This window comes from Methylobacterium iners, assembly GCF_022179305.1.
GTDB lineage: Bacteria > Pseudomonadota > Alphaproteobacteria > Rhizobiales > Beijerinckiaceae > Methylobacterium > Methylobacterium iners.
In genome coordinates, this window is sequence record NZ_BPQP01000018.1 from 1 (window position 1) to 22,151 (window position 22,151).

Consider the following 22,151-nt stretch of genomic DNA (forward strand, 5'->3'; position numbering starts at 1 on the left):
GATCTGGAGCTCGGTCTCGGTAATCTTGCCGCGGGCCGAGGCGGTCGAGGCGATGAGCTGGCCGTGCTCGCCCTCAAGCCGTATGGCGTCGCGCTCGAGCGCGGTCACCCGCGAGAGCGGGATCAGGTTCTTGGCGAAGAGCTCGCGCACGCCCTTGAGCTCGCTGCCAATGAGCGTGATCTCGCGTTCCGTGGCAGCAATTCGCTGGGTCAGCCCGTCGATGTCATGGCGCAGCTGGACAACACGCTGACGCCGCTGCGCTTTCTGTCCTTCACGCCCCGCGACACGAGCTGCGAACAGGCGGCTCTCGCCATCCAACAGGTGGGCAACGACAGGGTCGCGGTCACGGCGTTCGAGGAGGTTGGGCGGGAAGGTCACTAGAGCGGCGCCGTCCAGCTCGGCTTCGTGACTGGCTCGACGGGCGGAGAGCTCGTCGAGAGCTTTGCGTACGATATCGAGGCCTGCCAGGATCTGGGTGTGGTCGAGGCGAATGAGAACGTCGCCAGCCTTGACCTTGACGCCGTCGCGCACCTTCAGCTCGCCAATGACGCCGCCGGTGGGGTGCTGGACCTTCTTTACGTCGGACTCGACCACGAGTTGTCCAGGCGCGATCACAGCCCCCGAGATCATCGTGAAGGCCGCCCAGCCGCCAATCGCCAGCACGAGGGTGGCGCTGATTGCGATGACAACAGCGAGGTGATGGCGAATAGAGCTATGAGCGATATCGCGGGCTGGGGCCAAGCCGGCGACTGGTGCAAAGGCAAAGGTCTGAGGAGCAATCGTCATGTTAGGCGGTTTCCGGAAGTCTCATGCTGCCCGCGCCAATTCTCGTGCGACGGTACCCTCAGTTTAGGCCGTGCATCGACGATGGCTAGCTAAGCGTTGTGACCGACTAGATCTCAAAATAAGACGCTGATTAGCTGTTCAGCACTAAGAGCGGTCATGAAAGGCGTTTTGACAGAGAACAATGACATGAGACTTAGATGTGACGCTGTGCGCTTAGCAATCGAAATAGGCATATTGCAATTCTTACTTCGCGCTTGTCTGCGTATGCATTCCCCTCTTCGATCACCCGCCGTGCCGAATCATAACGCCGGCCAACGTTGTTAATTTTATCTACATTATATGATAATTATAATTATATTCTATTGACTGGACAATAAACGCTGCGGTGCTTCTTCTAACACGGCCTTATGAAGTGCCCGCAACCAATGTTCTGCTTTCTCTGCTCTTGCCTCAGCTCGCACAGCACGAGCCTCAGCAGCCTGGATCCTCCCCTCGCTTACTCTCGCTTGCTTTAACATCTCGTGCACATTGCTAAGGGTGATTGACCAATCAAATTCATCTTCCTCAACAGTCGCCTCACGCGAGTCTTCTCGTTCAAGCTCTGTGCTTAGCGTCACCTGATCGGCGTCCTGAACAGGAAACGAGCTTACAAAGGTACCTTTAAGGCCAGAGGAGTCCTGGTCGAGGTCGAGCGTGGGTGGCACTTCTGACACCAGCTGCATACCTAACCTCCCGATGTGAATTGTGTCGCTCTTAAAGCAGGCCAAATTATTTAAAATAACTTAAAAAAGCCATGTGGCTCGCAGATTGTAATCGTCTGGATTACTGCGGGTTTCGTCAGACACCGTTCCTGCCGTTGGAGATATTCTCAAAACAGGCTTTTCGCTTGATATCAGAAATGCTTAGCACAAGCAGACTGACCACGGTTCTCAACTACCACCTTAGCCTAAGGTCTAACTGCCTATGCGAACTTCGAATTCACAATCCGCAGTTTTCCGTGGCAGCGTCTCGAGCCTGTCAGCGGCCTTGTAGAGCCGGCTCTAGCGCATGGGGGTATAAATCCTCAACGCCTTCCGCGCTAACGCTGCGGAAAACGATGACACGCAAGCCGATGAGAAATGTTTACTCTAGACGCTTGAAAATCAATGGGTCCATCACATTCGCTCAGCATTGTGGATCTCGCAAAGAGCGTCGCATTCAAAATACTTGTATTTACAATATGGTTTGCGGCGTTAAATATACATTAACCTATTTATGTGTTTTTACTGCGGAACTGATTTGTCGCGAAAGCAAACGCCTATCCAACAAGGTTCGCTGCATGCCAGCAAGAGGAAATTCTTCCCTTTTCCTCAACATACCGGCTTACGAACGACATCTGAGGGAGCGTCGATGCGGTATTACAGTCACCCCGCCCTTCGCAGATGGTTGCGCCTCTCACGCCCCATCGTGATGGCCTTCCTCACGCTTCCGACCGCCGCCTTAGCCCTGCCGACAGGGCTAGAACCCTCTGCCCGCAGTGTCGAGACCGGCTCCGGCCCGAACTCCGACCAGCCCACTTCCCTAATTACAGTAAAAAATGTTTCGGGTGCTCCTGGCGAACCCATTCCTCTCGCGGTGACCGTCCGACCTGGGCCGAGACAGTCCTTGGCGCATACCTTTCTGGTTGGGCTTCCGAAGGCGGCTCTCCTCTCAACTGACAGAGACACGGTCACAGCGGCTGATGAGAAATCGGCTATCGACATCACGCATTGGGATCATTCAAAACTATCAGTTGTGTTAACTCCGACGCAGGCAGGCACCTACACAGTGGCGGTCGTCGCAGCCTCTCGCCCTGACAACGATGGGCCTCTGACGTTCACTACTTCCACTTTCACCCTGATAGCGAGGGCAGAGAGCCGCGAAACGGAGCAAACAGCAGGGACGTCCACACTTGGGACGTCAGTCTTTAGAGCCGAACAGGCGGATGCAGCCAAGGTACCCGAGGCGGTCCGTCCACCCTTGGCAGCGTCACTGCCCAGCAACAAGGCATCCCAAGGCGACATCACAGCGAAGATGGAGACCTCAAACATCGACGCTGGCAGATTAAAGACCTCGGTGAACCTCTGGCACGAAGAGACATCAAGGGCAGGTACTACGACGGCCACCATTGCGCCTCGAAGTCCGCTCGATCAGCGCAGCCTCAGCTCCCGACCAGCGGCGACGCCATCTGCCCTTGCTGCTCCTCTTAACTTGGCACTCGCCACCACAGTACCCATGGTCACGCCACTTCTCGCCCCAACGCCGGAGCCGGCCGCGGAGGTGGATAGCAAGGCACTCGTCGAGCGGGCCGAGCGACTGATCAAGCATGGGGACATCAGTGGTGCTCGCCTTGTGCTTGAACGGGCGGCTGACCGGGGCGATCCCAGGGCCACCTTCCTCCTGGCGCAGACCTGCGACCCACGCATGTTACGAATCTGGAAGGTTCAGGGCCTGCGGCCTGACCCGGACCGTGCCCGAGCCCTCTACGCTAAGGCGGCCAAGGACGGCCACCACGACACTGGGCCGATCGTCAACACGGGGCGGTGAGCCCCTCACGACCCTGGAGGAACGCCGGATGATGTTGAGGCATGCCATAATAGCGGGGCTTGTACTCCTGATCGGAGGGACCGGGGCTACGGCTCGGGAGAGGCCTCAATCCCGTATCTCCGGCAATGAGACGGTTGCCACGGAAGCGGCTCTCAGCGAGCAGATGAATGCGAACACGGTATCGGTGATCACCGGTACGCCCGGCGGAACCTACTTCCGAATTGGCGCAGATCTCGCCTTCGTGCTCAATGACGGCGACAAGCTCCGCGTACTACCGATCCTCGGCAAAGGCGCCGGCGAGAATGCCTACGACATTCGCTTCCTCAAGGGTGTCGACATCGGCTTCATCCGGACGGACACTCTGGAACAGCTTCGACAGGACAAGCGCCTCAAGAACATCGACCAGCACATTCAATACATCGCCAAGCTATTCAACGATGAGCTTCATGTCATCGCTCTGAAGTCAATCAGGGATGTGCGCGAGTTGGCCGGAAAACGCGTCACCTTCGACGTAAAGGGCAGCGGCACGGATTACAGTGGTCGGGCGATGTTCCAGGGGCTCGGAGTTCCCGTGGAGGTCATCAACGTGGACCAGCCGACAGCCCTGAAGATGCTGAGTAACGGCGAAGTCGATGCGGTAGTCTCGGTTGCGGCCAAGCCTGTATCCGTAATCGCAGGCTTCGATGCTGGCGACCGCTTCCATCTCGTTAAGACACCTTACCCCAGCACTCTAGGCGAGGCCTACGTGCCGGCCGCGCTAACGAACGCGGATTATCCAAAATTAGTGCAGGGCGCCGAGCCAGTGGAGACGCTGGCAGTTGGCACAGTCCTCGGTGTCTATAATCATCTAAAGGGATCAGAACGCTACAACAAGCTTACTAGGTTCGTGGACGCCTTCTTCACGCAATACGACAAGTTCCTAGCTCCGCAGCGGCATCCGAAATGGCACGAGGTTAACCTAGCGGCCTCGGTGAATGGTTGGACGCGTTTTCGCCCCGCCCAGGAGTGGCTCGATAGTCATCGCGAACAGGAGGCCGCAACGGCATCTGATCTCGATCGATTCCTCAATGAGCAACCGCCGAGCGCGGCAGCCGACAAGGAGCAGGTCTATCAGGCCTATCTCAAATGGCGCCAAGAGCGTCAAAACCTTTCAAGGTCACGCGCTACGAAGGACGCTCGCCTCAGCCGTTAGAGCTGTTGCCGTTCAGTCCAAGTCGGCCGGGGTCGTGTGCGGGGTGTCGATCGCATGAAGAAGCTCCGCAAGCCGCGCGTATGCGGCTGGGTCGCTGATCGTAGCCTGAAAGGGGTCGACCTCGACGTCCTGTGCGTCAACAATGTGGGAAGCCATCGCTTGCTTCTAACAGCAGGCGGCTGGTCAGGGGCTGGCCGGGTCGCGACCCCGGCCAGCTCCGCCTCGAGCCGTGAGGCGTTGGCTTCCGCAACTGCGCTCCGATGCCGGCGAGCGCGCAATTTCCGGCAGGATTGTTCGGCAGCGTTCGTCTTCGACGGTTCTGAAATTACTAGTAGCTGGGATCGGCCTCCTCGGTCTCGTCATTGCGCAACCATCTGATCAAGTGCCGTCTTCCCACCCATAGGCGCGCGACACTCAAATGAATTTCGATGGAGCGGGCCTGGAACGTTCCACAAGGCCAGGCCCTATTGGAACGAAGGTGGATTGGTAGCGAACGTTTTGTTTGGGGCAGCCCACCAGAATGCAGATGGACGGAGTTGGGTTCGTCACTAGGTGTGCAAGCATGGACGTTCTCGTGATCGGGGCTGGGGTCGTCGGGCTTGCTGTTGCGCAAGCACTTGCCGTCCGAGGCCATGACGTTGTCGTTGCTGAAGCAGCGGGCGCAATCGGCACTGGCGTCTCGTCGCGCAACTCCGAGGTGATCCATGCAGGGCTCTATTATCCCACTGGATCGCTGCGGGCTCGTCACTGCGTTGCTGGCCGACGCATGTTGTACGCATTCTGCCAGAGCCATGGTGTCCCACATGCCCGTGTCGGCAAGCTTGTGGTTGCGACCTCCGAGGCTGAGACCGACAAGATCGCCGCGCTGTACGTCCAGGGCGACGCGAATGGCGTTGAAGGACTACGTCTGATCGATGCCAGCGAGGCGCAGCGATTAGAGCCGAACTTGGCCTGTACGGCAGCTCTTCTGTCGGAAGAGACTGGCATCGTCGACAGCCATGCTCTCATGCTGGCGCTCCAGGGAGACTTTGAGGCGTGTGGCGGGATGATCGCCTTCCACACGCCCGCAGAACGGCTGCTGCGCCACGGCAGCGGCTGGCTCGTTGTCCTCGGCGGGAGAACGCCGGGTGAGATGGTATGCGACGCCGTCGTTAACGCCACAAGTTTCTCGGCCCAAGATCTCGCGCGTTGCACGGAAGGCTATCCACCAGAGCGGGTACCCAAGCAGGTGCTTGCTAAGGGGAACTACTTCGGTTGTCCTGGCAAGCCTGCCTTCACGCGGTTGATCTATCCAGCACCCGTTGACGGGGGACTAGGTACACACCTGACCCGCGATCTTGCTGGGCAGATGCGTTTTGGACCTGACGTGGAGTGGGTTGACGAGCTCAACTATGCTGTCGACCCTGCACGGAGTGCAGTGTTCTACGCTGCCATCCGCCGGTACTGGCCAGGCTTGCCGGACGGGGCCTTAGTGCCGGACTACGCGGGCATCCGGCCAAAGTTGTCAGGTCCCGGCGAGCCGGCGGTTGATTTTCTCATCGACGGGCCGCCCGCGCATGGGCTTGCTGGCTTGGTGCACCTGTTTGGCATCGAGAGCCCCGGCCTCACCTCCGCCCTGTCGATCGCCGAAGACGTCGCTGATCAACTTGAGGCTTGACGCCTCGTCAGTCTGGGCTAGCTTGTGCAGCAATGTGCCGTTATGCGTTGGCGTTTCCCCGACATCACGTTGCTGATCGTGCGACCAGACTTTCCAGGGTGCACCTGCGGCCCAGTGCTGTTCCAGAACCTGCTTGTCGCGCAGAGAGTCCATGCTCTGCCAGAAACCATCGTGCCGGTAGCTTGCGAGTTTCCCGCGCTCGATGAGGCGGGCCATCGGTGCATCCTCAAACACGGTGTCATCGCCATCGATCAAGTTGAACATCTCGGGTTCACAGACAAAGAACCCACCGTTGATCAGACCACCATCGGAAATGCCCTTCTCGCGAAAACCCGTGACCTGATTATCTCCCTCACTCAGCTTCAGCGCGCCAAAGCGTCCTGGCTGGGTGACTGCCGTTAGCGTGCACCACGCGTCTGCAGCCTCGTGAGTCGCAATGAGTTGGTGAAGGTCGACATCGCTCAATCCATCGCCGTAGGTCAGGAGAAAGCGCTCGTCACGAAGCAGATGCTGCGCCCTACGTAAGCGGCCGCCGGTCATCGTCTCAGCGCCGGTGTCGAGCACCGTCACCTGCCAATCCTCATGCGGGTTGTTCAGCCACTTTGTCTCGCCAGATGCGAGATCGATTGTAAAGTCTGCATGATGGCCACGAAAATTGAGAAAGTAGTCGCGGATATATCCGACCTTGTACCCGCCCAGCACAACGAAGTCGCGAAAGCCGAAATGAGCATAGTAGCTCATGATGTGCCACATGATCGGCCGACCGCCGATCTCGACCATCGGCTTGGGTCGGACGCTGGTTTCCTCGCTGAGGCGTGTGCCAAAGCCACCGGCGAACAGGACCACTTTCATTACGCAACTTCCTTTAAAAGCTTGGCCTAATGCCAGCGCAGATCTTCAGAGAGACGTCCGGCTTTGATATGGTCCTGCAACACACGCAGGCGTATGAGCTGCGATGACCTAAACTCGGGGTCGTTGAAGCCCATCCTGCGCAACCCTTCGACAAGGGCTTTGATCGAGTCCGCTAAGGTCATTTGCGGCTGATGGTCGGGTGCAAGCGCAGCATAGCGGCTGAAGTCCACCTGATACGATCGGCTATCGGCTGGCGCGCCCGTGTTGATACTGACGCGCGTCCCAGGCACAGCCTGAGCCACAGCAGCAGCAAGGTCGCGCACTTGATAGTTTGCTGAATTAGCCCCAGCGTTGAGGATCAGGACGCGATCGCTGCTACTGGACGACCGAAAGGCTGCCCAGTCCAAGGCACGTGCCATATCGGTCGTGTCGATCAGGGGCCGCCACGGTGTCCCGTCGCTGAGGACACTGATCTCGCCAACTGACAGCGCACAGGCAACGAAATCGTTGAGCACCAGATCAAGGCGTAGCCGGCTCGACATGCCGCAGGCGGTGGCGAAGCGCAGACAGGTGATCGTCATGTCGCTGTCGAGATCTGACAGGCCCTGCTCGGTTCCGATCTTGGACGACGCATAAGCAGTGACGGGATTGACGGGGTCTTCCTCGCGCCGAGGCCCTCCTTGGGCAACGCCGTAGACGCTGCAGCTCGAGGCGAAAACGAAGTTGCGCACGCCGGCGTCACTCGCAGCCTGAGCCAGTGCAACCGAGGCGTCATGGTTGATTGCCCGAGTGACGTCAGCGAAGCGGCTACCCATCGGGTCGTTGGACACAGCCGCGAGATGGATGACTGCATCGTAGCCGTGAAGCAGCTCAGGCTTGATCGTTCGGACGTCACCGTAACTCTGCTGATCTAGCAGCCGTTCAGGCAGGACGGGCACGCCGGTCAGACAATGCGCAAAGAAGGCGGCGTCATAGCCATGAAGGAAGGCATCGGGGTGAGCGCTCCGCAATTGCTGCACAACGGCTGGGCCAACATATCCCAGATTGCCCGTAATCATGACTCGCATTTGGTTTGGCCCCGTCAATCTAGATCTTAGCGGAGGAGACGGCGCAGCTCTACCGTGTTTTATAACATGCCTCGAAATGGTTGAAATACGTATTTAAAAAATTGGCGGAAGAGCAATACAATCCATTAAAATACTATATGGCGTGCCGATGGCCATACTCCTGCAAATTAAGCTCTCGGTCAGGTGTAGTGGATGATCTAGCTGGTATTTTGGGACGAGCCGAGGAAGGGATTGTTGCGTGGCGGCTCCCAATTCATACGGTGTGAGCCGGCGAGGCAGGCGAGCAGAGCTCCCCCGCCGGCCCCTACGTCCAACATGGTTGGTCGTAAAATGCGTTTGCAGTATGGGTTTTGCTCTACCCGGCTTTTGGCTTCGCTGCAATCCGCATGGAATGCGTAGGACTGTCCTCGTGCGCCTGCTCCGCCCTCGCACTTGCATTGTCACATCTACGAAGGATAGGCGTTTTTAGGGAAGCACGAGTGAGCTGTCGCGGGAGAGCTTGGCTGTCGATGCCGGTCTCGCGCACCTTGTATAAAGCGGCAAGACGGCGCGAACGGGTTCCATAACCCCCAGTCTACGAACGATCCTTCACTGGCATCACTGACTGCGGTTCAGTCAGACAGCACGCCGGGTGCGTTCACTTGTGCCTTCAGGAATATGACGCCAGCCGTGTTGGCCTGTCGCCACACCGTCCGTACGCAGTGGCTTTGGCCGACTGGTCCGATCTCAAGCTCAAAGTACCCCGGGATCAAGGTGTCCGCCGAGAAGATCACGCGGGCTCCCGTAGGCGAGAGATCCTCGACGATGCAGTCAATGAGGACTGCGGAGCCGTCCACTAGGGCGGCGCGACCGGCCATGCGCGTGTGGGCGCGAGATGCTCGGGAGGAGGCATCCATGGAAGGGTCCTTAGCAGCCATGCTTCAAGCAGCTGCTGCCGGAACTGTCGACACTCCATGGTTCCTGCGCAATTCGTGCCGAGTACGTGCTCATGGGCCCCCGTCGGTAGTCCACCACAGAGCTGCGCATCGTGATCGTCTCGGAAATCATAATGGCAGACGAGTGCGCCGCCTTCACCTATGCGACCACGTAAGCGCCTCGGCAGCCGCATCCTGCCCCTGAAAAGTTTTCTGACCGTAGATCTTTGCAGCCGGCTGTACCGACATGCCTGGAAGGTTGGGTCGCCCTGACATTGACGCGAGCGGCGCGCATCCACGTGGCCGCCGTCATGACGTATCGCCGACGGACCGATCGCTCATACTAACGGCAGCTTTCGCGGTCCAACTGACCGTTCAGGTGGCTTTGGCCGAAGGTCCGATTATCGCACCTGTCTGACAAAACACTCGCTTCCAGCTTGTCGACGTAGGACCGCTGCAGGTGATCGTATCTGCCGTACCAATGGCCTGGCATCTTGTTCGGTGCATCACGCCGTGTACAGCCCCGTCGTTTCTGCTACGGAGGTGCTACGTATTGCGCGAGGCGATTAGGGTGGGCGTTGACTCAGACCCCATAAGCCCTTCAAAACGCAACGCGTTGCGGGCGTAGTTCAGTGGTAGAACGTCAGCTTCCCAAGCTGAATGTCGTCGGTTCGATCCCGATCGCCCGCTCCACTCCGTGAGCCCATCCAAGCCTTTCTCAACCTACAGGCCGTAGAAGCCGAGCCATGAGACCGCCGGAGGGCGATCGCGGACCTGCGCCCGGCGCTCCGCTTGACCTCGCTCGGCCGGCGCGGCCCGGGATGGATCGATGCTTCTGCGCGTACGCCTGGACGGGAGCCGACCGCGCCGCTGGCACGGGCTCCTGCTCGACCGGCTCGCCGCGCTGCCGGGCGTCTCGGTCGAGCGGGAGGCCTCGGCCGGGCCGGGGGCCCTGCCGCCCAACGCGTTTCTGCTGTTCAGGCTTGAGGCGCTGCTCAACCGCCTGCCGCTGACCGGCCTCGCGGCTGAGGCCGGCTCCGACCTGTTCCAGACCCATCCGCCGGCTGGAACCTCGCCTCCCGACATCGTCATCGACCTCTGCGGCGACGTGCCGGAGATGCCGGGAAGGCGGGTCTGGCGGCTGTCCTACGACGGGCGGACCGGCGAGGCGGCGCTGCTCTCGAGCCTCCTGGCCGGCCGCGCGCCGATCGTCGCGATAAGCGAGGCGGGACGCGTCGTGGCCTCGGGTCGAGCCGGCACCGAGGCGCTGGGCAACATCCTGCTCTCCTTCGAGGATGCGTTGATCCGCACGGTCACGCTGCTCGTCGCGGCGGCCTCGGGTGCCGGGCCGGTCCTCCCGCACGCCGAGGCTATGCCCGTCCAGGGTGAACCTGCCCGCCTCACCGTGAGGGCGCTCGGGGCGCGCGCCACGCGCATGCTGGCCTGGGCGATCCTGCGCCGGCTCTATCACCTCTGCTTTCGCGCACCCCATTGGCGGGTCGGCTGGCGCCGCCTCGACGGGCCGGACCTGATCGACCTGCGCGCCCATCCGGCCGAGGGCTGGAGAGATCTGGCCGACGACGGCCGGCGCTTCTACGCCGACCCCTTCGCCATCGACCATGCCGGGCGCACCTTCCTGTTCGTGGAGGATTACCCCCACGCGACGGGCAAGGCGGTCATCTCCGCCGTGGCCATCGACCGCTACGGCCCGACGGGGGTCCCGGTCCCGGTGCTGGAGGAGGCCTACCACCTGTCCTATCCGTTCGTGTTCTTCAGGGACGGCCAGCATTGGATGGTGCCCGAGAGCTGCGCGAACGGAACGGTCGACCTCTACCGCGCCACGGCCTTCCCCGGCGGGTGGGTGAGGGAGGCGACCCTCGTCGCCGGCGTCACGGCGAGCGACGCGACCCTGGTCGAGCATAGCGGCCGATGGTGGATGTTTGCGACCGTGCAAGACCGGGCCAGCGACCCGGCGCTGGTGCGGGGCTCCTATTCCGACGCCCTCCACCTGTGGTCGGCGCCGGATTTCCGCGGCCCCTGGACGGCGCATCCGAAGAATCCGGTCCTCGTCGACATCGCCTCGGCCCGGCCGGCCGGCGCCATCGTAATGCGGGGCGGGAGCCTGATCCGGCCCGTTCAGGATGGGCGGCGCGGCTACGGCGAGGCGCTCGCCCTCGCCCGGATCGACCGCCTCGACGCCGAGGGCTACGCCCAGACCGTCGAGACCACTCTTCGGGCGGGGCCGGGCTGGCCCGGCAACCGTCTCCACACCCTGAACCGCAGCGGCGACTACGAGTTCATCGACGGCTCGCGGCGCTCGCCGCGCCTGCCCTAGCCACGCAGCGCCTGAGGTTCAGGCGCCGAGCGCCGCCTCGACGGGGTGGATCTCGCCGAGACGCGCCCAAACCTCCATGAGCGTGGTCTCGGTGTGCCGGGCCAGCTCCTGCCCGGGATGGTCGCTGCGCCAATGGGCGCCCCGGCTCTCAGTGCGGGCCAGCGCCGAAACGGCGACGAGGAGCCCCGTGAGGGCGGCATCGGAACCCGCCTGGGCGGCGGGCGCGAGGCGGCGCACGGCCCGCGCGAGGCCGTCGGCATCGCGCACGACGCCGACATCCCGCTCCATCAGGGCGCGGATCGTGCCGAGATCCGATGCCGCGGGCGACGCTTCCCTGACCTCGGCGCCGGATGGAAGCGGCGCGGGGACGGCGTCGACCGCCTCGGCGATCCAGCCCGCGAAGGCCAGCGCCTCGAGGAGCGAGTTGCTGGCGAGCCGGTTGGCGCCGTGCAGACCCGTCGAGGCGACCTCGCCGCAGGCGAAGAGGCCGGGCACGCTGCTCGCGCCGCGAGCGTCCACCCGGATGCCGCCCATGTGGTAGTGCGCCGCCGGCCGCACCGGGATCGGCTGCCGGGCCGGGTCGATGCCGGCCGCTGCGCAGAGCCCGGCCACAGTGGGAAACCTGGCGGGCATCCGGGCGCCGAGGGCACCGCGGCAATCGAGAAAGACCTGCGCGCCGGCCTGGAAGATCGCGCGGGCGACGACGTCGCGGGCGGCGAGGTCGCCGCCGTCGATGCCCGCCATCACCGGCCGGCCTGCCGCGTCGATCAGCGTCGCGCCTTCGCCGCGCAGCGCCTCGGTGGCGAGCGGCATCGGGTCGGGGCCCGCCGCGATGGCGGTCGGGTGGAACTGCACGAATTCCATGTCGCGCATCACCGCCCCGGCCCGCGCCGCCAGGGCGAGCCCGGCGCCGACGGCACCCCGGGGATTGGTGGTCGAGGCGTAGAGGGCGCCGAGCCCACCGGTGGCGAGCACCACGGCGCGCGCCGGGATGCGGAAGGCGGCGCCGTCGCGCTCGCAGACGATCCCGGAGACCGCACCGTGCGGGTCTTGGATGAGGCTTCGCACCTGAGCGGCGACCACGTCGATCGACGGCGCGGCGAGCACCGCCCGCACCAAGCCTTCGAGCACCATCCGGCCGGTGGAATCACCCCCCGCCCGCACGATCCGCCGCCGGGAATGGGCGGCCTCCAGCCCCAGCGCCAGGGCGCCGTCCGCGTCGCGATCGAAGGCGATGCCGAGATCGACGAGCCAGTCGATCAGGCCGGGACCCGCCGCCGCGACGCGTGCCGCGACCTGCCGGTCGGTCAGGCCGGCGCCCGCCGCCGCGGTATCGGCCGCGTGCAGGGCAGGCGCGTCGTCGGCCGCGATGGCCGCGGCGATGCCGCCCTGCGCCCAGCCCGTCGCGGTGCCGAGCCCGAGGGGGGAAGCGGTGACGAGGGTGACGGGCCGGGGAGCGAGGCGCAGGACCGTGGCGAGGCCCGCGACCCCGCCGCCGACCACCACGATGCGGTCGGAAGACGGGCGGGGCAGGGGGGTATGGGCGTTCATCGCGGGCGCACCGCGAGCATGCGCTCCACCGCCAGCCGGGCGCGATCCGCGAGCTCGGGCTCGACCGTGACCTCCTGGGTCAGCGTCTCGAGGGCGTGACGGATGTTCCGCAACGTGATCCGCTTCATGTGCGGGCAGAGGTTGCAGGGCTTCACGAACTCGATGTCGGGATTGGCCGCCGCGATGTTGTCGGCCATCGAGCACTCGGTGACGAGCACGACCTGGGCGGGCCGCCTCTCGGTGACGAAGTTCATCATCATCGCGGTCGAACCGGAGAAGTCCGACTCGGCGACGACGTCCGGCGGGCATTCGGGATGGGCGATGACGGTAATGCCGGGATAGCTGTCGCGGACCTCGCGGATGTCCGCGGGGGTGAAGCGCTCATGCACCTCGCAATGCCCGGCCCAGGTCAGGATCTCGACCTCCGGCACCAGGGCCTGAACGTTGCGCGCCAGGAACTCGTCCGGGATCATCAGCACTCGGGGCGCGTTCAGCGAGCGCACGACCTCGACGGCGTTGCCGGAGGTGCAGCAGATGTCCGATTCCGCCTTCACCGCGGCCGAGGTGTTCACGTAGGTCACGATCGGCACGCCCGGATACTTGGCGCGCAAGCCTCGCACGTCGGCGGCGGTGATCGAATCGGCGAGCGAGCAGCCGGCGCGCAGATCCGGGATCAGCACCGTCTTGCCCGGGTTCAGGAGCTTGGCCGTCTCGGCCATGAAGTGGACGCCGGCGAGCACGATCACGTCGGCATCGACCTTCGCGGCCTCGCGGGCGAGCGCCAGGCTGTCGCCCACGATATCGGCGACCGTGTGGAAGATCTCCGGCGCCTGGTAGTTGTGGGCCAGCACCACCGCGTTGCGGCTCCGCTTCAGCGCGAGGATCGCCTCGACGTCGCCGGCGAGCGCCGGCCACTCGATGGCAGGCACGTGCCGGCTGACCCGGGCATAGACCTCGGGCAGGGGCAGGGCAGGGGCCCGGCCGAGGGGTGAAAGAGTCGCCGCCATGACGCGTCCTCAGTTATGCTCAAAATGAGCATTGTGCCGCCTAACTTAGTGGTGCCCACCGCCCTTGTCCAGATATGCTGAGATTGAGCATATCGATTTCGCGACGCAGTCCCTCGGCCGTTCGTCTGTCTTGCGTGCCCGGCCACGGACCGCAGTTCCCCTCCCGCACCATCATCCGGATTCTCGTCCGCAGCGATGCGCGCGGCGGGCGCCGACGAGCCGGATGACGATTTCCGCCGGTGGCGAACGGGTTTGCGGGGACGACGGGCCCCGCGCCTTCGACTGTTAACCCAAGATAAAGTGGCCGCTGCTTCGCTCTGCCGCTGAATGCCGGCGATGGGCGGCCCGTCACACGAGGCGGGCCGCGCGGACAGCCTTCCATTGAGGATGCACCCCTTGCTCAGGGTCACCGACGCTCTCCCGACCGAGCATGATCCCTACGCCCTCGCGGCGGCCCTCGTCCTCTGCCTTCTCGCCTCCCTGACGACCCTGGGCCTGCTGAGCCACGCCCGCAGGACGGGCTCGACGGCCTGGCTCGTGGCTGCCGCGATCGTGTGCGGATTCGGGATCTGGGCGACGCATCTCACGGGGCTGCAGGCCTTCCGTTCCGACCTGCCCAACGGCTTCGCGGCTCTCCCGACGCTGGTCGCCCTGACGACGGCGATCGCGCTGGCCGGCCTCGGGCTCCTGATCGCCCTGGCGCCGCGCCGGGGTGCGTCCTGGCTCGGCGGCGCCGTCCTCGGTGGCGGCATCGCGCTCGCCCATTCCGCCGGCATGGCCGGTTTCGAGATCCCAGGGCGACTCGACCGGAATCTTCTCGTCACCTGCGGCGCTGTCGCCCTCGCCCTGATCCTGGCCGCTGCAGCCGTGAGGGTCGCCGTCGGCGGGCGCGGATGGCGACGCGGGCTCCTCGCCATCCTCCTCCTGGCCGGGGCGATTGCGGGCTACCACCTCGCGGCCATGTCGGCGGTGACCGCCGTGGCGGATTCCTTGGTCGGGTTGTCCTCGACCGCGAGGGTCACACGGTGGGTGGTGGTCGCGGTCACGGGCGTCGGCTTCGCGATCCTGCTCCTGACGGCCGCGGCGCTCCTCGTGGACAAGATCGACCGCTATCGCTCGGCCCTCGACGGCGAGCGGATGCGCGGCCTCGTCAACGCCGTCGCGGAAGGTCTGCTCCTGTGTCGGGGTACCACGATCGTGACCGCCAACCCGAGCTTCGCGGCGCTCGCGGGAGAAGCGGCCGAGGACTTGGCCGGCCTGCCGCTCGACAGGTTCCTGTCCGAGGAGGCGGTTCGCGATACCCTGCTCGGCGCCCCGGGCCAGCCGATCGAGACGGTTCTCCGGCGCGGTGACGGGGAGGGCGTCGCCGTCGAGCTCATCCTCCAGCCGATCGAGTTCCGCGGCGCCACCCACAACGCCATCGCCGTGCGCGACCTGCGCGAACGCAAGAAGGCGGAGGAGGACATCCGCTTCCTGGCTCAGCACGACGCGCTGACCGGGCTGCCGAACCGGGCCTCGTTCATGCAAGGCCTCGAGGCGGCCATCGCGGGCGCCGCACCCGGTGAGCGCGTCGCGGTGATCTGCCTCGGCCTCGACCGCTTCAAGAAGACGAACGACCTGTTCGGCCAGGCCTCCGGGGACGCCGTGCTGCAGGGCGTGGCACGCTGCGTCGCCGGCGCCCTCGACGAGGGCCAGAGCCTCGCCAGGCTCGGCGGCGACGAGTTCGGCATCGTGGTGGCAGGGATCGCCGACCTCGCCGGCGCCGTCCGCGTCGCGGAGGCCATCCTCCGGTCGCTGGGCGGCGCGGGGACGGCATCCGGTCCCCTCGTCGCCGCGAGCATCGGGATCGCCCTGTGGCCCGACCCCGCGACCGACGCGGCCGCCCTCCTCGGCGACGCGACCACCGCGCTCGATCGCGCCAAGGCGGAGGGCGGCGGCCTCTGCCGCATCTTCGATCCCGAGATGGGCGCCCGGGTCCGGGAGCGGCGCATCCTGGAACACGATCTGCGCTTCGCCGTCGAGCGCGGCCAGTTCCACCTCGTCTATCAGCCGCAGACCGCCATCGAGACGGGCGAGGTCATCGGCTTCGAGGTCCTCCTGCGCTGGCACCACCCCGAGCGCGGGAACGTGCCCCCGGACCGCTTCATCCAGATCGCGGAGGAGACCGGGAGCATCGAGGCGGTCGGCGAATGGGTGCTGCGGACCGCCTGCCGCGAGGCCGCGTCCTGGACCCAGCCCCTGCGGATCGCGGTCAACGTCTCCGCCGTCCAGATCCACAGCGCCCGCCTCTCGGGCCTCGTCCGCGAGATCCTCGTCGAAACCGGACTGGCGCCGGAGCGCCTCGAACTGGAGATCACCGAGACGGCGCTGATCCGCGATTTCGACCGGGCGCTCGCCTCGCTGCACCTCCTGAAGGCGCTCGGCGTGCGCATCGCCATGGACGATTTCGGGACGGGCTACTCCTCGCTCTCGAACCTGCGCGCCTTCCCCTTCGACAAGATCAAGATTGACCGCTCCTTCATCATGTCGGTGGACAGCAACGACCAGGCCGCGGCGATCGTCCGGGCCGTGATGGGCCTCGGACGCGGCCTCGCCCTTCCGGTGCTGGCGGAGGGCGTCGAGACCCAGGGCGAGCTCGCCTTCCTGATGAACGAGGGCTGCCAGGAAGCCCAGGGCTACCTGATGGGCAAGCCGGCGCTGATCTCGCACTTCGCCCACGTCGTCGACGAGGAAACGACTGCCGAAGACGGCAAGAGGCGGAAGTCGGCCGCATGACGGAGAACTCGGCTGAGCCCCAACCTCCGGTCGATCCGAGGGAGGAGCCAGGGCCGGGCGCGAAAGTCAGACTCAAACCCGGCGCGAGGGCGTCAGCCTGAAACCCGGCGCAGGTCGCTCCAGCAGCACCTCGCGGCGGAAGCGGACGAGGCGCGCGGGGCGGCCGGCGGTGCCGCTCGTGACGTCGTCGGTCTCCTCGACGAGGCCCTGCTGGGCCACGAGCCGGCGGAAGTTCTGCTTGTGCAGCATCGTGCCCGACAGCGCCTCCACCGTGCGCTGGAGCTGGAACAGGGTGAAGGTCGGCGGCATCAGCTCGAAGACCACGGGCCGGTACTTGATCTTGCCCCGCAGGCGCCCGATCGCGGTGGCGAGCACGCGGCGATGGTCGAGCGCCATGGGATGTCCGGTGACCTCCGTCTCCGCCGCCTCGCCGGACTGTCCCTGCGCCTCCGGAATCAGCCGGGCCTCGAACAGAAGCTCGTAGCGCTCGAGCACGCGCTCCTCGTTCCAGGCGGCGCCGTATGGGCCGAAAGTGAGGCCGAGCCGGTCCTCCCGGCGGCGGCGCAGCTTCGGGTCCGCCGGTTCCGCCGCCCAGGCCAGGAGCTTCGGCTCGATCTCGTCGAGGGAGGCGGGGCGTCCGGCGCGCCAATCCTCCCAGGGCAGGTAGCGGTACCAGTTGCGCCAGGAGGCCTCGGCGAGGCCCGCCGGCCGGACCTCGCGCACCAGGGCGAGGTAGGCCACGGAGAGCGAGTGCAGCCCGTCGGGATCGTCGCCGCGGCGGTCGCGGTCGCCGAAGGTGTAGAGCTGCTCGACATAGCCGAGCCGCTGATGGGTCTGCTGCTCCACCCAGGCGCGCAGGCCGCGCTCCAGGGTCGCGTGCTCGGGCACGAGCGGCCCGGCCGGCAGACCGTCGCCGCGGCCGCTCGCCTGTCCGGCGACCTGCACGGTGAGCGCACGGGGCTCGCCGTCCGTCGCCGCCACGATGACCGCCACGAGGCCGACCGCCGAGGGATTGGGGACTTGGGCGTCCCCGCCCCGAAGCGACTCCCCGGTCGTCATCGTCAATCCCGCCCCTCTCCCGATCCTTCGCTATAGCGGCAGACCGGCGCGGGGCGTCAACGCCGCGCGTCGGCGCAGGGGCGGATTCCCACTGGTCCCGCAGCGCCTTGCCAGCGGGTAAGGCCTTGGTTGTAATGGCGCGGCGTCGGCGATCCGTTGGGGCACCGAGGGGCGATGGCTTTGCGCGACACCCATGACCAGACGCCGGTGGACCTGCGCCTCTACGGCATCCTCGATACGGCCTTCTGCGGGCTCGACGGGCGGCGCCTCGGCGAGATGGCCGCAGCGGCGGTCGCCGGAGGCTGCACCCTCCTGCAGTACCGGGAAAAGGACATCGCGGACGCCCGGGCGGCGCTGGCGCGCATCCGCACCATCCGGGCCTCGCTCGCGGAGAGCGGCGTGCCGCTCCTCGTCAACGACCGGGTCGACCTCGCGCTCGCGGCCGAGGTCGAGGGCGTCCATCTCGGCCAGAGCGACCTGCACCCCGCCGATGCTCGTCGCCTGCTCGGCCCCGGCGCCGTCATCGGCCTGACCCTGAAGACCGGCGCGCAGGCCGACGAACTCTACCGGTTGCCGGTCGATTACGCCTGCATCGGCGGCGTCTTCGCCACGCGCAGCAAGGACAACCCCGACCCGCCGGTCGGCCTCGACGGGTTCGGGCGGATCGCCTTCCGGGCGCGGCTCGCCCGCGGCACGAACCTGCCGCTCGGCGCCATCGCGGGAATCGATTCCAGCAACGCGGCGGCGACCATCGCGGCGGGGGCCGACGGCGTCGCCGTCATCTCGGCCCTGTTCGGCGGCGACGCCGTGGAGGGCAGGGCCCGCGACCTGCGCCATCGGATCGATTCGGCGCTCGCCGCCCGCAAGGGGGCGGCGTAAGCTCGCCTCGAGGAAACAAGGTCGCCGCCATGACACCCATCGCCGTCACCATCGCCGGATCGGATTCGAGCGGAGGCGCGGGCATCCAGGCCGACCTCAAGACCTTCGCGGCGCTCCGCGTCTACGGCGCGAGCGTGATCACGGCGCTCACGGCTCAGAACACGCGGGGCGTCCAGGCCATCCACGACGTGCCGGCCGATTTCATCGCCGCCCAGATCGACAGCGTGTTCTCCGACCTCGCCGTCACGGCCGTGAAGATCGGGATGCTGTCGCAGGCGGGCGTCATCGAAGCCGTGGCGGACGGCCTTCGCCGGCATGCCTCCCGGGTCCCGATCGTCCTCGATCCGGTGATGGTCGCCACGAGCGGCGACCGCCTCATCAGCGAGGACGCGGTCGAGGCCCTGCGCCGGCACCTGATGCCGCTCGCCGACCTCGTCACCCCGAACCTTCCCGAGGCGGCCACGCTGCTCGGCGCGGGGACTGCGGCCAACGAGAACGAGGGCGTCGCCCAGGCGCGGCGCCTGATCGGGCTCGGCGCCCGAGCGGTCCTGATCAAGGGCGGTCATGCCGAGGGCAGCGAGAGCGTCGACCACCTGCTCTGCGCGGACGGGACTCTGCGCCGTTTCGCGAGCCCGCGCATCGCGACGCGCAACAGCCACGGCACCGGTTGCACCCTGTCCTCCGCGGTGGCGGCGGGCCTCGCCCGTGGCTTGCCCCTCACCGAGGCGGTGGGGCAGGCCAAGCGCTACGTCACGGCGGCGATCGCCGCGGCGGATTCCGTGCCGGTCGGCTCCGGCCACGGGCCGGTTCATCACTTCCACGCCCTCTGGCGCTGAGGCCGGGCGCGCCTTTCCGCCTTGCGCCACGCCCGGATTTGCGTTTGAAGTACCGCACGTTCGTTCGGTTTGCGGAACGGCGCGGCGGGTTCAGGGGCGATGCAGGACGAGACCACGACGATCGAGCGCGGGCGGGCGCGGGACGTGCTGACGGGCGCCCAGGTGCTCTCGGGCCAGCTAGGCAAGACCATCCAGCGGCTTCGCAAGGCCTACAACCTCTCGCTCTCCGAGCTCGCGGAGCAGTCCGGCGTCGCGAAGTCGATCATCAGCCAGATCGAGCGCAATGAGACCAATCCGACGCTGGCCACGATCTGGCGCCTGAGCCAGGCGCTCGACGTCTCGATCGAGCGGGTGCTCGCCACCGGCGACGAGGAGCCCTTCATCGAGAAGACCTCGCGGGCCGACACGCCGATCCTGGTCTCGGATGACGGCCGCGTGCGCCTCGCCATCGTCGGCTGGATCAAGACCGTCGAGTGGCTGCAATGGTACGAGGTCACGGCCGATCCCGGCGGCATTCTCGAATCCGATCCGCACCAGCGCGGCTCGGTCGAATCGCTCACCGTCACCGAGGGCGTCTTCGAGGTGGAGGTCTCCGGCACCCTGCAGAGAGCGCGGGCGGGCGAGACCCTGCGCTACCGCTGCGACCGCCCGCACGCGGTGCGCTGCGTCGATGGCCCGGGCCGGGCGATCATGGTGGTGATCATGAAGGCCGCCGTGATGGAGTGAAGGGCGGCTTCCCTCCCCTTGCGGGGAGGGACCAAGGGTTGAGTTTGGTTCCGCCCGGTGAGCGGGCGGGTCGCCCAGCCACGCCCGTCCCAAACTCCTCCCTGCAAGGAGGAGGAGAGGCGCGCCATCCCACCCCGATTATCGCCCGGAATTCACCCACCGCACCACATCAGCCAGAACGACAGCCAGTGCCGCATCGAGCGCCACCGCCGCGGCGCCGGCCTCGACCTTGGCCACGGGCACGCGGGCCTGGAATATCTTGGCCGCGACGACCTTGCCCGAGCCCTCCGCGATGAGCTTGGCCGAGAGGTCGACCACGGCCTCACCCGATCCTGCCGCGATGTCGAAGGCGCGGATCTCGCTGATGAGCTGATACTCCGAGACGATCTTGTCGCCCGGCCGGCTCACGGAGCGCAGGCGGCCGGAATTCTCCAGGCTCTGGATGATCCGGGTCTGGATCAGGCGCGGCAGCCGATCGGCCCACTGGCCGCCGCCGAGGAAGGACAGGCCGCCGCCGGGCTCGCGAACGATGATGCGGTCGGCCTCGAAGGGCTGGATGCCGACGGGCTCCGCCACCACGATCGCCCGCGCCGACGCCGCGCCGCGGCCGGTGGCGGGAAGGGCGCCCAAATCGAAGGTGAGCGGCACGGCGCCGCCGCAGCCCCCGAGGGCGGCCGCGAGGAGGATCGTGCCGAGAAGAGTCTTGCAGTGGATCATACGCAGGGCTCGACACACCTTCGCAGCGCGGGGGGGCGCCTACCCGTAAACTACGGCAAAGCTGTCTCGGTGCCGTGTGCGGGGGCACACCTGCATGTGGATCGGCCGAATCACCGGCTACCGTTGTATTCCGGCAACGACGGCTTGCCGCCGAAGATGACCTGGGACGGATCGCGCTCCAGGTTCTTCACGGTGCGGTTGAGCGTGTTGAGGGTGCGCTGTCCGTCGGTGGAGAGCGCCTCGACCTCGCGCCGGCCGCTGCCGGAGAGGCGGTTGAAGCTGGTCGCGATGTTGGCGGTGCGCTTGTCGAGGTTCTCCGACAGGGCCCGGAAGGCACGGCCGGCGTCGCGCACGGAGATCGCGGCCTCGCGGACCTCGGCGAAGGTGCTGCTGCCGGCCTCGCCCGAGGCCGAGCCGAGGAAGCCCTCCGCCCCCTTTAACACGCCGTCGATCCGGTCGGCCGACGCGCTGAGCTTGCCCGCGAGCAGCCGGGCGTCCTTCAGCCCGGCCTCGATGTCGGGGCTCGCGTTGCTCAGGGCCGCCGAGAAGCGGTCGGCATTGTCGACGACCCGGTTGAGCTTCTGCCCGTCGATGGCTTTGACGAGGGATGACACCGCTGGCCCCGCATCGGCCAGGGTCTTGGAGAAGGCCTCGACATTGGCGAGCGTGCGGTTGATGGCGCCCTCGTTGCCCGCCACCACCTTGTCGAGGCGCTGGAGCACGTCGTCGGCCCGCTGCGCGATCTGCTTGGCGGCGGCCAGCATGTCCTGGATGTCCGACGAATCCGCGAAGATCGTCGGCGTCTGCTCGCCGGTGCCGGGCGCGAGCGTGGGAGAATCGGCGCTGCCGCCGCTGAGCGCGATGACGGAGACGCCGGTGAGCAGCGCGGAATCGAGGCGGGCGCGGGTGTCGGCCCGCAGCGGCGTCGTCGGATCGACCTGGATCATCGCGATGACGCGCCGCGGGTCCTGCGGCAGCAGCTTGACGCTCGTCACCTCGCCGACCTTGATGCCGTTGAAGGTGACGGATGAGCCGGTGGCGAGCCCGCCGACGCTGCCCGAGAACACGATCCGCACGCCCGCGCGAACCTGGGAGCGCGACCCGCCCTGCAGCCAGAACACGAAGCCGAAGGCGGCCACGATCACCCCGAGGGTGAAGGCGCCGATCAGGGCATAGTTCGCACGAGTCTCCATCGGATCAGACCTGTCCGAGATCGGTAGGCGCCGCGCGGTG

Annotated in this window: 16 protein-coding genes, 1 tRNA gene and 1 pseudogene; 9 read left to right on the plus strand and 9 right to left on the minus strand. The window is 66.0% G+C overall.

The window, feature by feature from the left end:
• Both MFF55_RS06095 and MFF55_RS06100 read right to left on the minus strand, forming a co-directional pair.
• Positions 1–786 (minus strand): putative HlyD family type I secretion protein (locus MFF55_RS06095; RefSeq protein ID WP_238243196.1); only part of this gene is annotated, 786 nt, incomplete at its 3' end.
• Positions 787–1,145: 359 nt separating this feature from the next.
• Positions 1,146–1,508, minus strand: a complete 363-nt coding sequence (locus tag MFF55_RS06100; RefSeq protein ID WP_238243197.1) for a hypothetical protein — start codon at positions 1,506–1,508, stop codon at positions 1,146–1,148.
• Between the two features lie 1,576 nt (positions 1,509–3,084).
• Here MFF55_RS06100 and MFF55_RS06105 point away from each other — a divergent pair.
• The 3 genes from MFF55_RS06105 (at position 3,085) to MFF55_RS06115 (ending at position 6,200) form a co-directional block, all read left to right on the plus strand.
• Complete coding sequence (locus tag MFF55_RS06105) at positions 3,085–3,351, plus strand: SEL1-like repeat protein (RefSeq protein ID WP_238243198.1); 267 nt, start codon at positions 3,085–3,087, stop codon at positions 3,349–3,351.
• 28 nt (positions 3,352–3,379) lie between these two features.
• On the plus strand, positions 3,380–4,543 hold the full coding sequence (locus MFF55_RS06110; RefSeq protein ID WP_373874735.1) for a TAXI family TRAP transporter solute-binding subunit: 1,164 nt from the start codon (positions 3,380–3,382) through the stop codon (positions 4,541–4,543).
• A gap of 562 nt (positions 4,544–5,105) precedes the next feature.
• Complete coding sequence (locus MFF55_RS06115) at positions 5,106–6,200, plus strand: NAD(P)/FAD-dependent oxidoreductase (protein WP_238243199.1); 1,095 nt, start codon at positions 5,106–5,108, stop codon at positions 6,198–6,200.
• Positions 6,201–6,284: 84 nt separating this feature from the next.
• Here MFF55_RS06115 and rfbF read toward each other — a convergent pair.
• Positions 6,285–7,052 (minus strand): annotated as a pseudogene (gene rfbF, locus MFF55_RS06120) (glucose-1-phosphate cytidylyltransferase); the annotation flags it as partial.
• Positions 7,053–7,078: 26 nt separating this feature from the next.
• Positions 7,079–8,119, minus strand: coding sequence for an NAD-dependent epimerase/dehydratase family protein (locus MFF55_RS06125; RefSeq protein ID WP_238243200.1), 1,041 nt, complete (start codon positions 8,117–8,119; stop codon positions 7,079–7,081).
• 1,532 nt (positions 8,120–9,651) lie between these two features.
• On the opposite strand from MFF55_RS06125, the gene MFF55_RS06130 reads away from it, so the two are divergent.
• Together MFF55_RS06130 and MFF55_RS06135 are read left to right on the plus strand one after the other, a co-directional pair.
• Positions 9,652–9,726, plus strand: a tRNA-Gly gene (locus MFF55_RS06130).
• Between the two features lie 136 nt (positions 9,727–9,862).
• Entirely contained in the window at positions 9,863–11,368 is a 1,506-nt protein-coding gene (locus tag MFF55_RS06135) for a glucosamine inositolphosphorylceramide transferase family protein (protein WP_238243201.1), read from the plus strand.
• Between the two features lie 18 nt (positions 11,369–11,386).
• Here MFF55_RS06135 and MFF55_RS06140 read toward each other — a convergent pair whose 3' ends face one another.
• Together MFF55_RS06140 and nadA are read right to left on the minus strand one after the other, a co-directional pair.
• Positions 11,387–12,919, minus strand: coding sequence for an L-aspartate oxidase (locus MFF55_RS06140; RefSeq protein WP_238243202.1), 1,533 nt, complete (start codon positions 12,917–12,919; stop codon positions 11,387–11,389).
• Positions 12,916–13,926 carry a quinolinate synthase NadA gene (gene nadA / locus MFF55_RS06145; protein WP_238243203.1) on the minus strand — a complete coding sequence of 337 codons (1,011 nt, stop codon included), beginning with the start codon at positions 13,924–13,926 and terminating at the stop codon, positions 12,916–12,918. The genes MFF55_RS06140 and nadA overlap by 4 nt, the downstream gene beginning before the upstream one ends.
• A 387-nt stretch (positions 13,927–14,313) precedes the next feature.
• Here nadA and MFF55_RS06150 point away from each other — a divergent pair, with 387 nt between their 5' ends.
• Complete coding sequence (locus tag MFF55_RS06150; RefSeq protein ID WP_373874736.1) at positions 14,314–16,701, plus strand: putative bifunctional diguanylate cyclase/phosphodiesterase; 2,388 nt, start codon at positions 14,314–14,316, stop codon at positions 16,699–16,701.
• Positions 16,702–16,773: 72 nt separating this feature from the next.
• Here the strand turns inward: MFF55_RS06150 and MFF55_RS06155 are convergent, their stop codons facing one another.
• Positions 16,774–17,760: an NUDIX hydrolase gene (locus tag MFF55_RS06155; RefSeq protein WP_238243205.1), complete on the minus strand. Its 987-nt coding sequence runs from the start codon at positions 17,758–17,760 to the stop codon at positions 16,774–16,776.
• A gap of 174 nt (positions 17,761–17,934) precedes the next feature.
• Between MFF55_RS06155 and thiE the strand changes: the two genes are divergently transcribed.
• The 3 genes from thiE to MFF55_RS06170 all read left to right on the plus strand — a co-directional run bounded on the left by thiE (position 17,935) and on the right by MFF55_RS06170 (position 20,201).
• On the plus strand, positions 17,935–18,639 hold the full coding sequence (thiE, locus tag MFF55_RS06160; RefSeq protein ID WP_238243206.1) for a thiamine phosphate synthase: 705 nt from the start codon (positions 17,935–17,937) through the stop codon (positions 18,637–18,639).
• A gap of 29 nt (positions 18,640–18,668) precedes the next feature.
• Complete coding sequence (thiD, locus tag MFF55_RS06165) at positions 18,669–19,475, plus strand: bifunctional hydroxymethylpyrimidine kinase/phosphomethylpyrimidine kinase (protein WP_238243207.1); 807 nt, start codon at positions 18,669–18,671, stop codon at positions 19,473–19,475.
• A gap of 99 nt (positions 19,476–19,574) precedes the next feature.
• Complete coding sequence (locus MFF55_RS06170) at positions 19,575–20,201, plus strand: helix-turn-helix domain-containing protein (protein ID WP_238243208.1); 627 nt, start codon at positions 19,575–19,577, stop codon at positions 20,199–20,201.
• Between the two features lie 138 nt (positions 20,202–20,339).
• Here the strand turns inward: MFF55_RS06170 and MFF55_RS06175 are convergent, their stop codons facing one another.
• Together MFF55_RS06175 and MFF55_RS06180 are read right to left on the minus strand one after the other, a co-directional pair.
• The gene (locus MFF55_RS06175; RefSeq protein ID WP_238243209.1) at positions 20,340–20,918 is read right to left on the minus strand and encodes an ABC-type transport auxiliary lipoprotein family protein; all 579 of its coding nucleotides are present in this window, start codon (positions 20,916–20,918) and stop codon (positions 20,340–20,342) included.
• A gap of 110 nt (positions 20,919–21,028) precedes the next feature.
• Entirely contained in the window at positions 21,029–22,111 is a 1,083-nt protein-coding gene (locus MFF55_RS06180) for an MlaD family protein (protein WP_238243210.1), read from the minus strand.
• Between the last annotated feature and the right edge of the window lie 40 nt (positions 22,112–22,151).

Coding starts and splice junctions, on each gene's coding strand:
- MFF55_RS06155 (WP_238243205.1), bottom strand. CDS start 17,760: ATGACGACCGGGGAGTCGCTTCGGGGCGGGGACGCCCAAGTCCCCAAT.
- MFF55_RS06180 (WP_238243210.1), bottom strand. CDS start 22,111: ATGGAGACTCGTGCGAACTATGCCCTGATCGGCGCCTTCACCCTCGGG.
- thiD (WP_238243207.1), top strand. CDS start 18,669: ATGACACCCATCGCCGTCACCATCGCCGGATCGGATTCGAGCGGAGGC.
- MFF55_RS06125 (WP_238243200.1), bottom strand. CDS start 8,119: ATGCGAGTCATGATTACGGGCAATCTGGGATATGTTGGCCCAGCCGTT.
- MFF55_RS06115 (WP_238243199.1), top strand. CDS start 5,106: ATGGACGTTCTCGTGATCGGGGCTGGGGTCGTCGGGCTTGCTGTTGCG.
- MFF55_RS06100 (WP_238243197.1), bottom strand. CDS start 1,508: ATGCAGCTGGTGTCAGAAGTGCCACCCACGCTCGACCTCGACCAGGAC.
- MFF55_RS06150 (WP_373874736.1), top strand. CDS start 14,314: ATGCACCCCTTGCTCAGGGTCACCGACGCTCTCCCGACCGAGCATGAT.
- thiE (WP_238243206.1), top strand. CDS start 17,935: ATGGCTTTGCGCGACACCCATGACCAGACGCCGGTGGACCTGCGCCTC.
- nadA (WP_238243203.1), bottom strand. CDS start 13,926: ATGGCGGCGACTCTTTCACCCCTCGGCCGGGCCCCTGCCCTGCCCCTG.
- MFF55_RS06175 (WP_238243209.1), bottom strand. CDS start 20,918: ATGATCCACTGCAAGACTCTTCTCGGCACGATCCTCCTCGCGGCCGCC.
- MFF55_RS06140 (WP_238243202.1), bottom strand. CDS start 12,919: ATGAACGCCCATACCCCCCTGCCCCGCCCGTCTTCCGACCGCATCGTG.
- MFF55_RS06135 (WP_238243201.1), top strand. CDS start 9,863: ATGCTTCTGCGCGTACGCCTGGACGGGAGCCGACCGCGCCGCTGGCAC.
- MFF55_RS06110 (WP_373874735.1), top strand. CDS start 3,380: ATGATGTTGAGGCATGCCATAATAGCGGGGCTTGTACTCCTGATCGGA.
- MFF55_RS06170 (WP_238243208.1), top strand. CDS start 19,575: ATGCAGGACGAGACCACGACGATCGAGCGCGGGCGGGCGCGGGACGTG.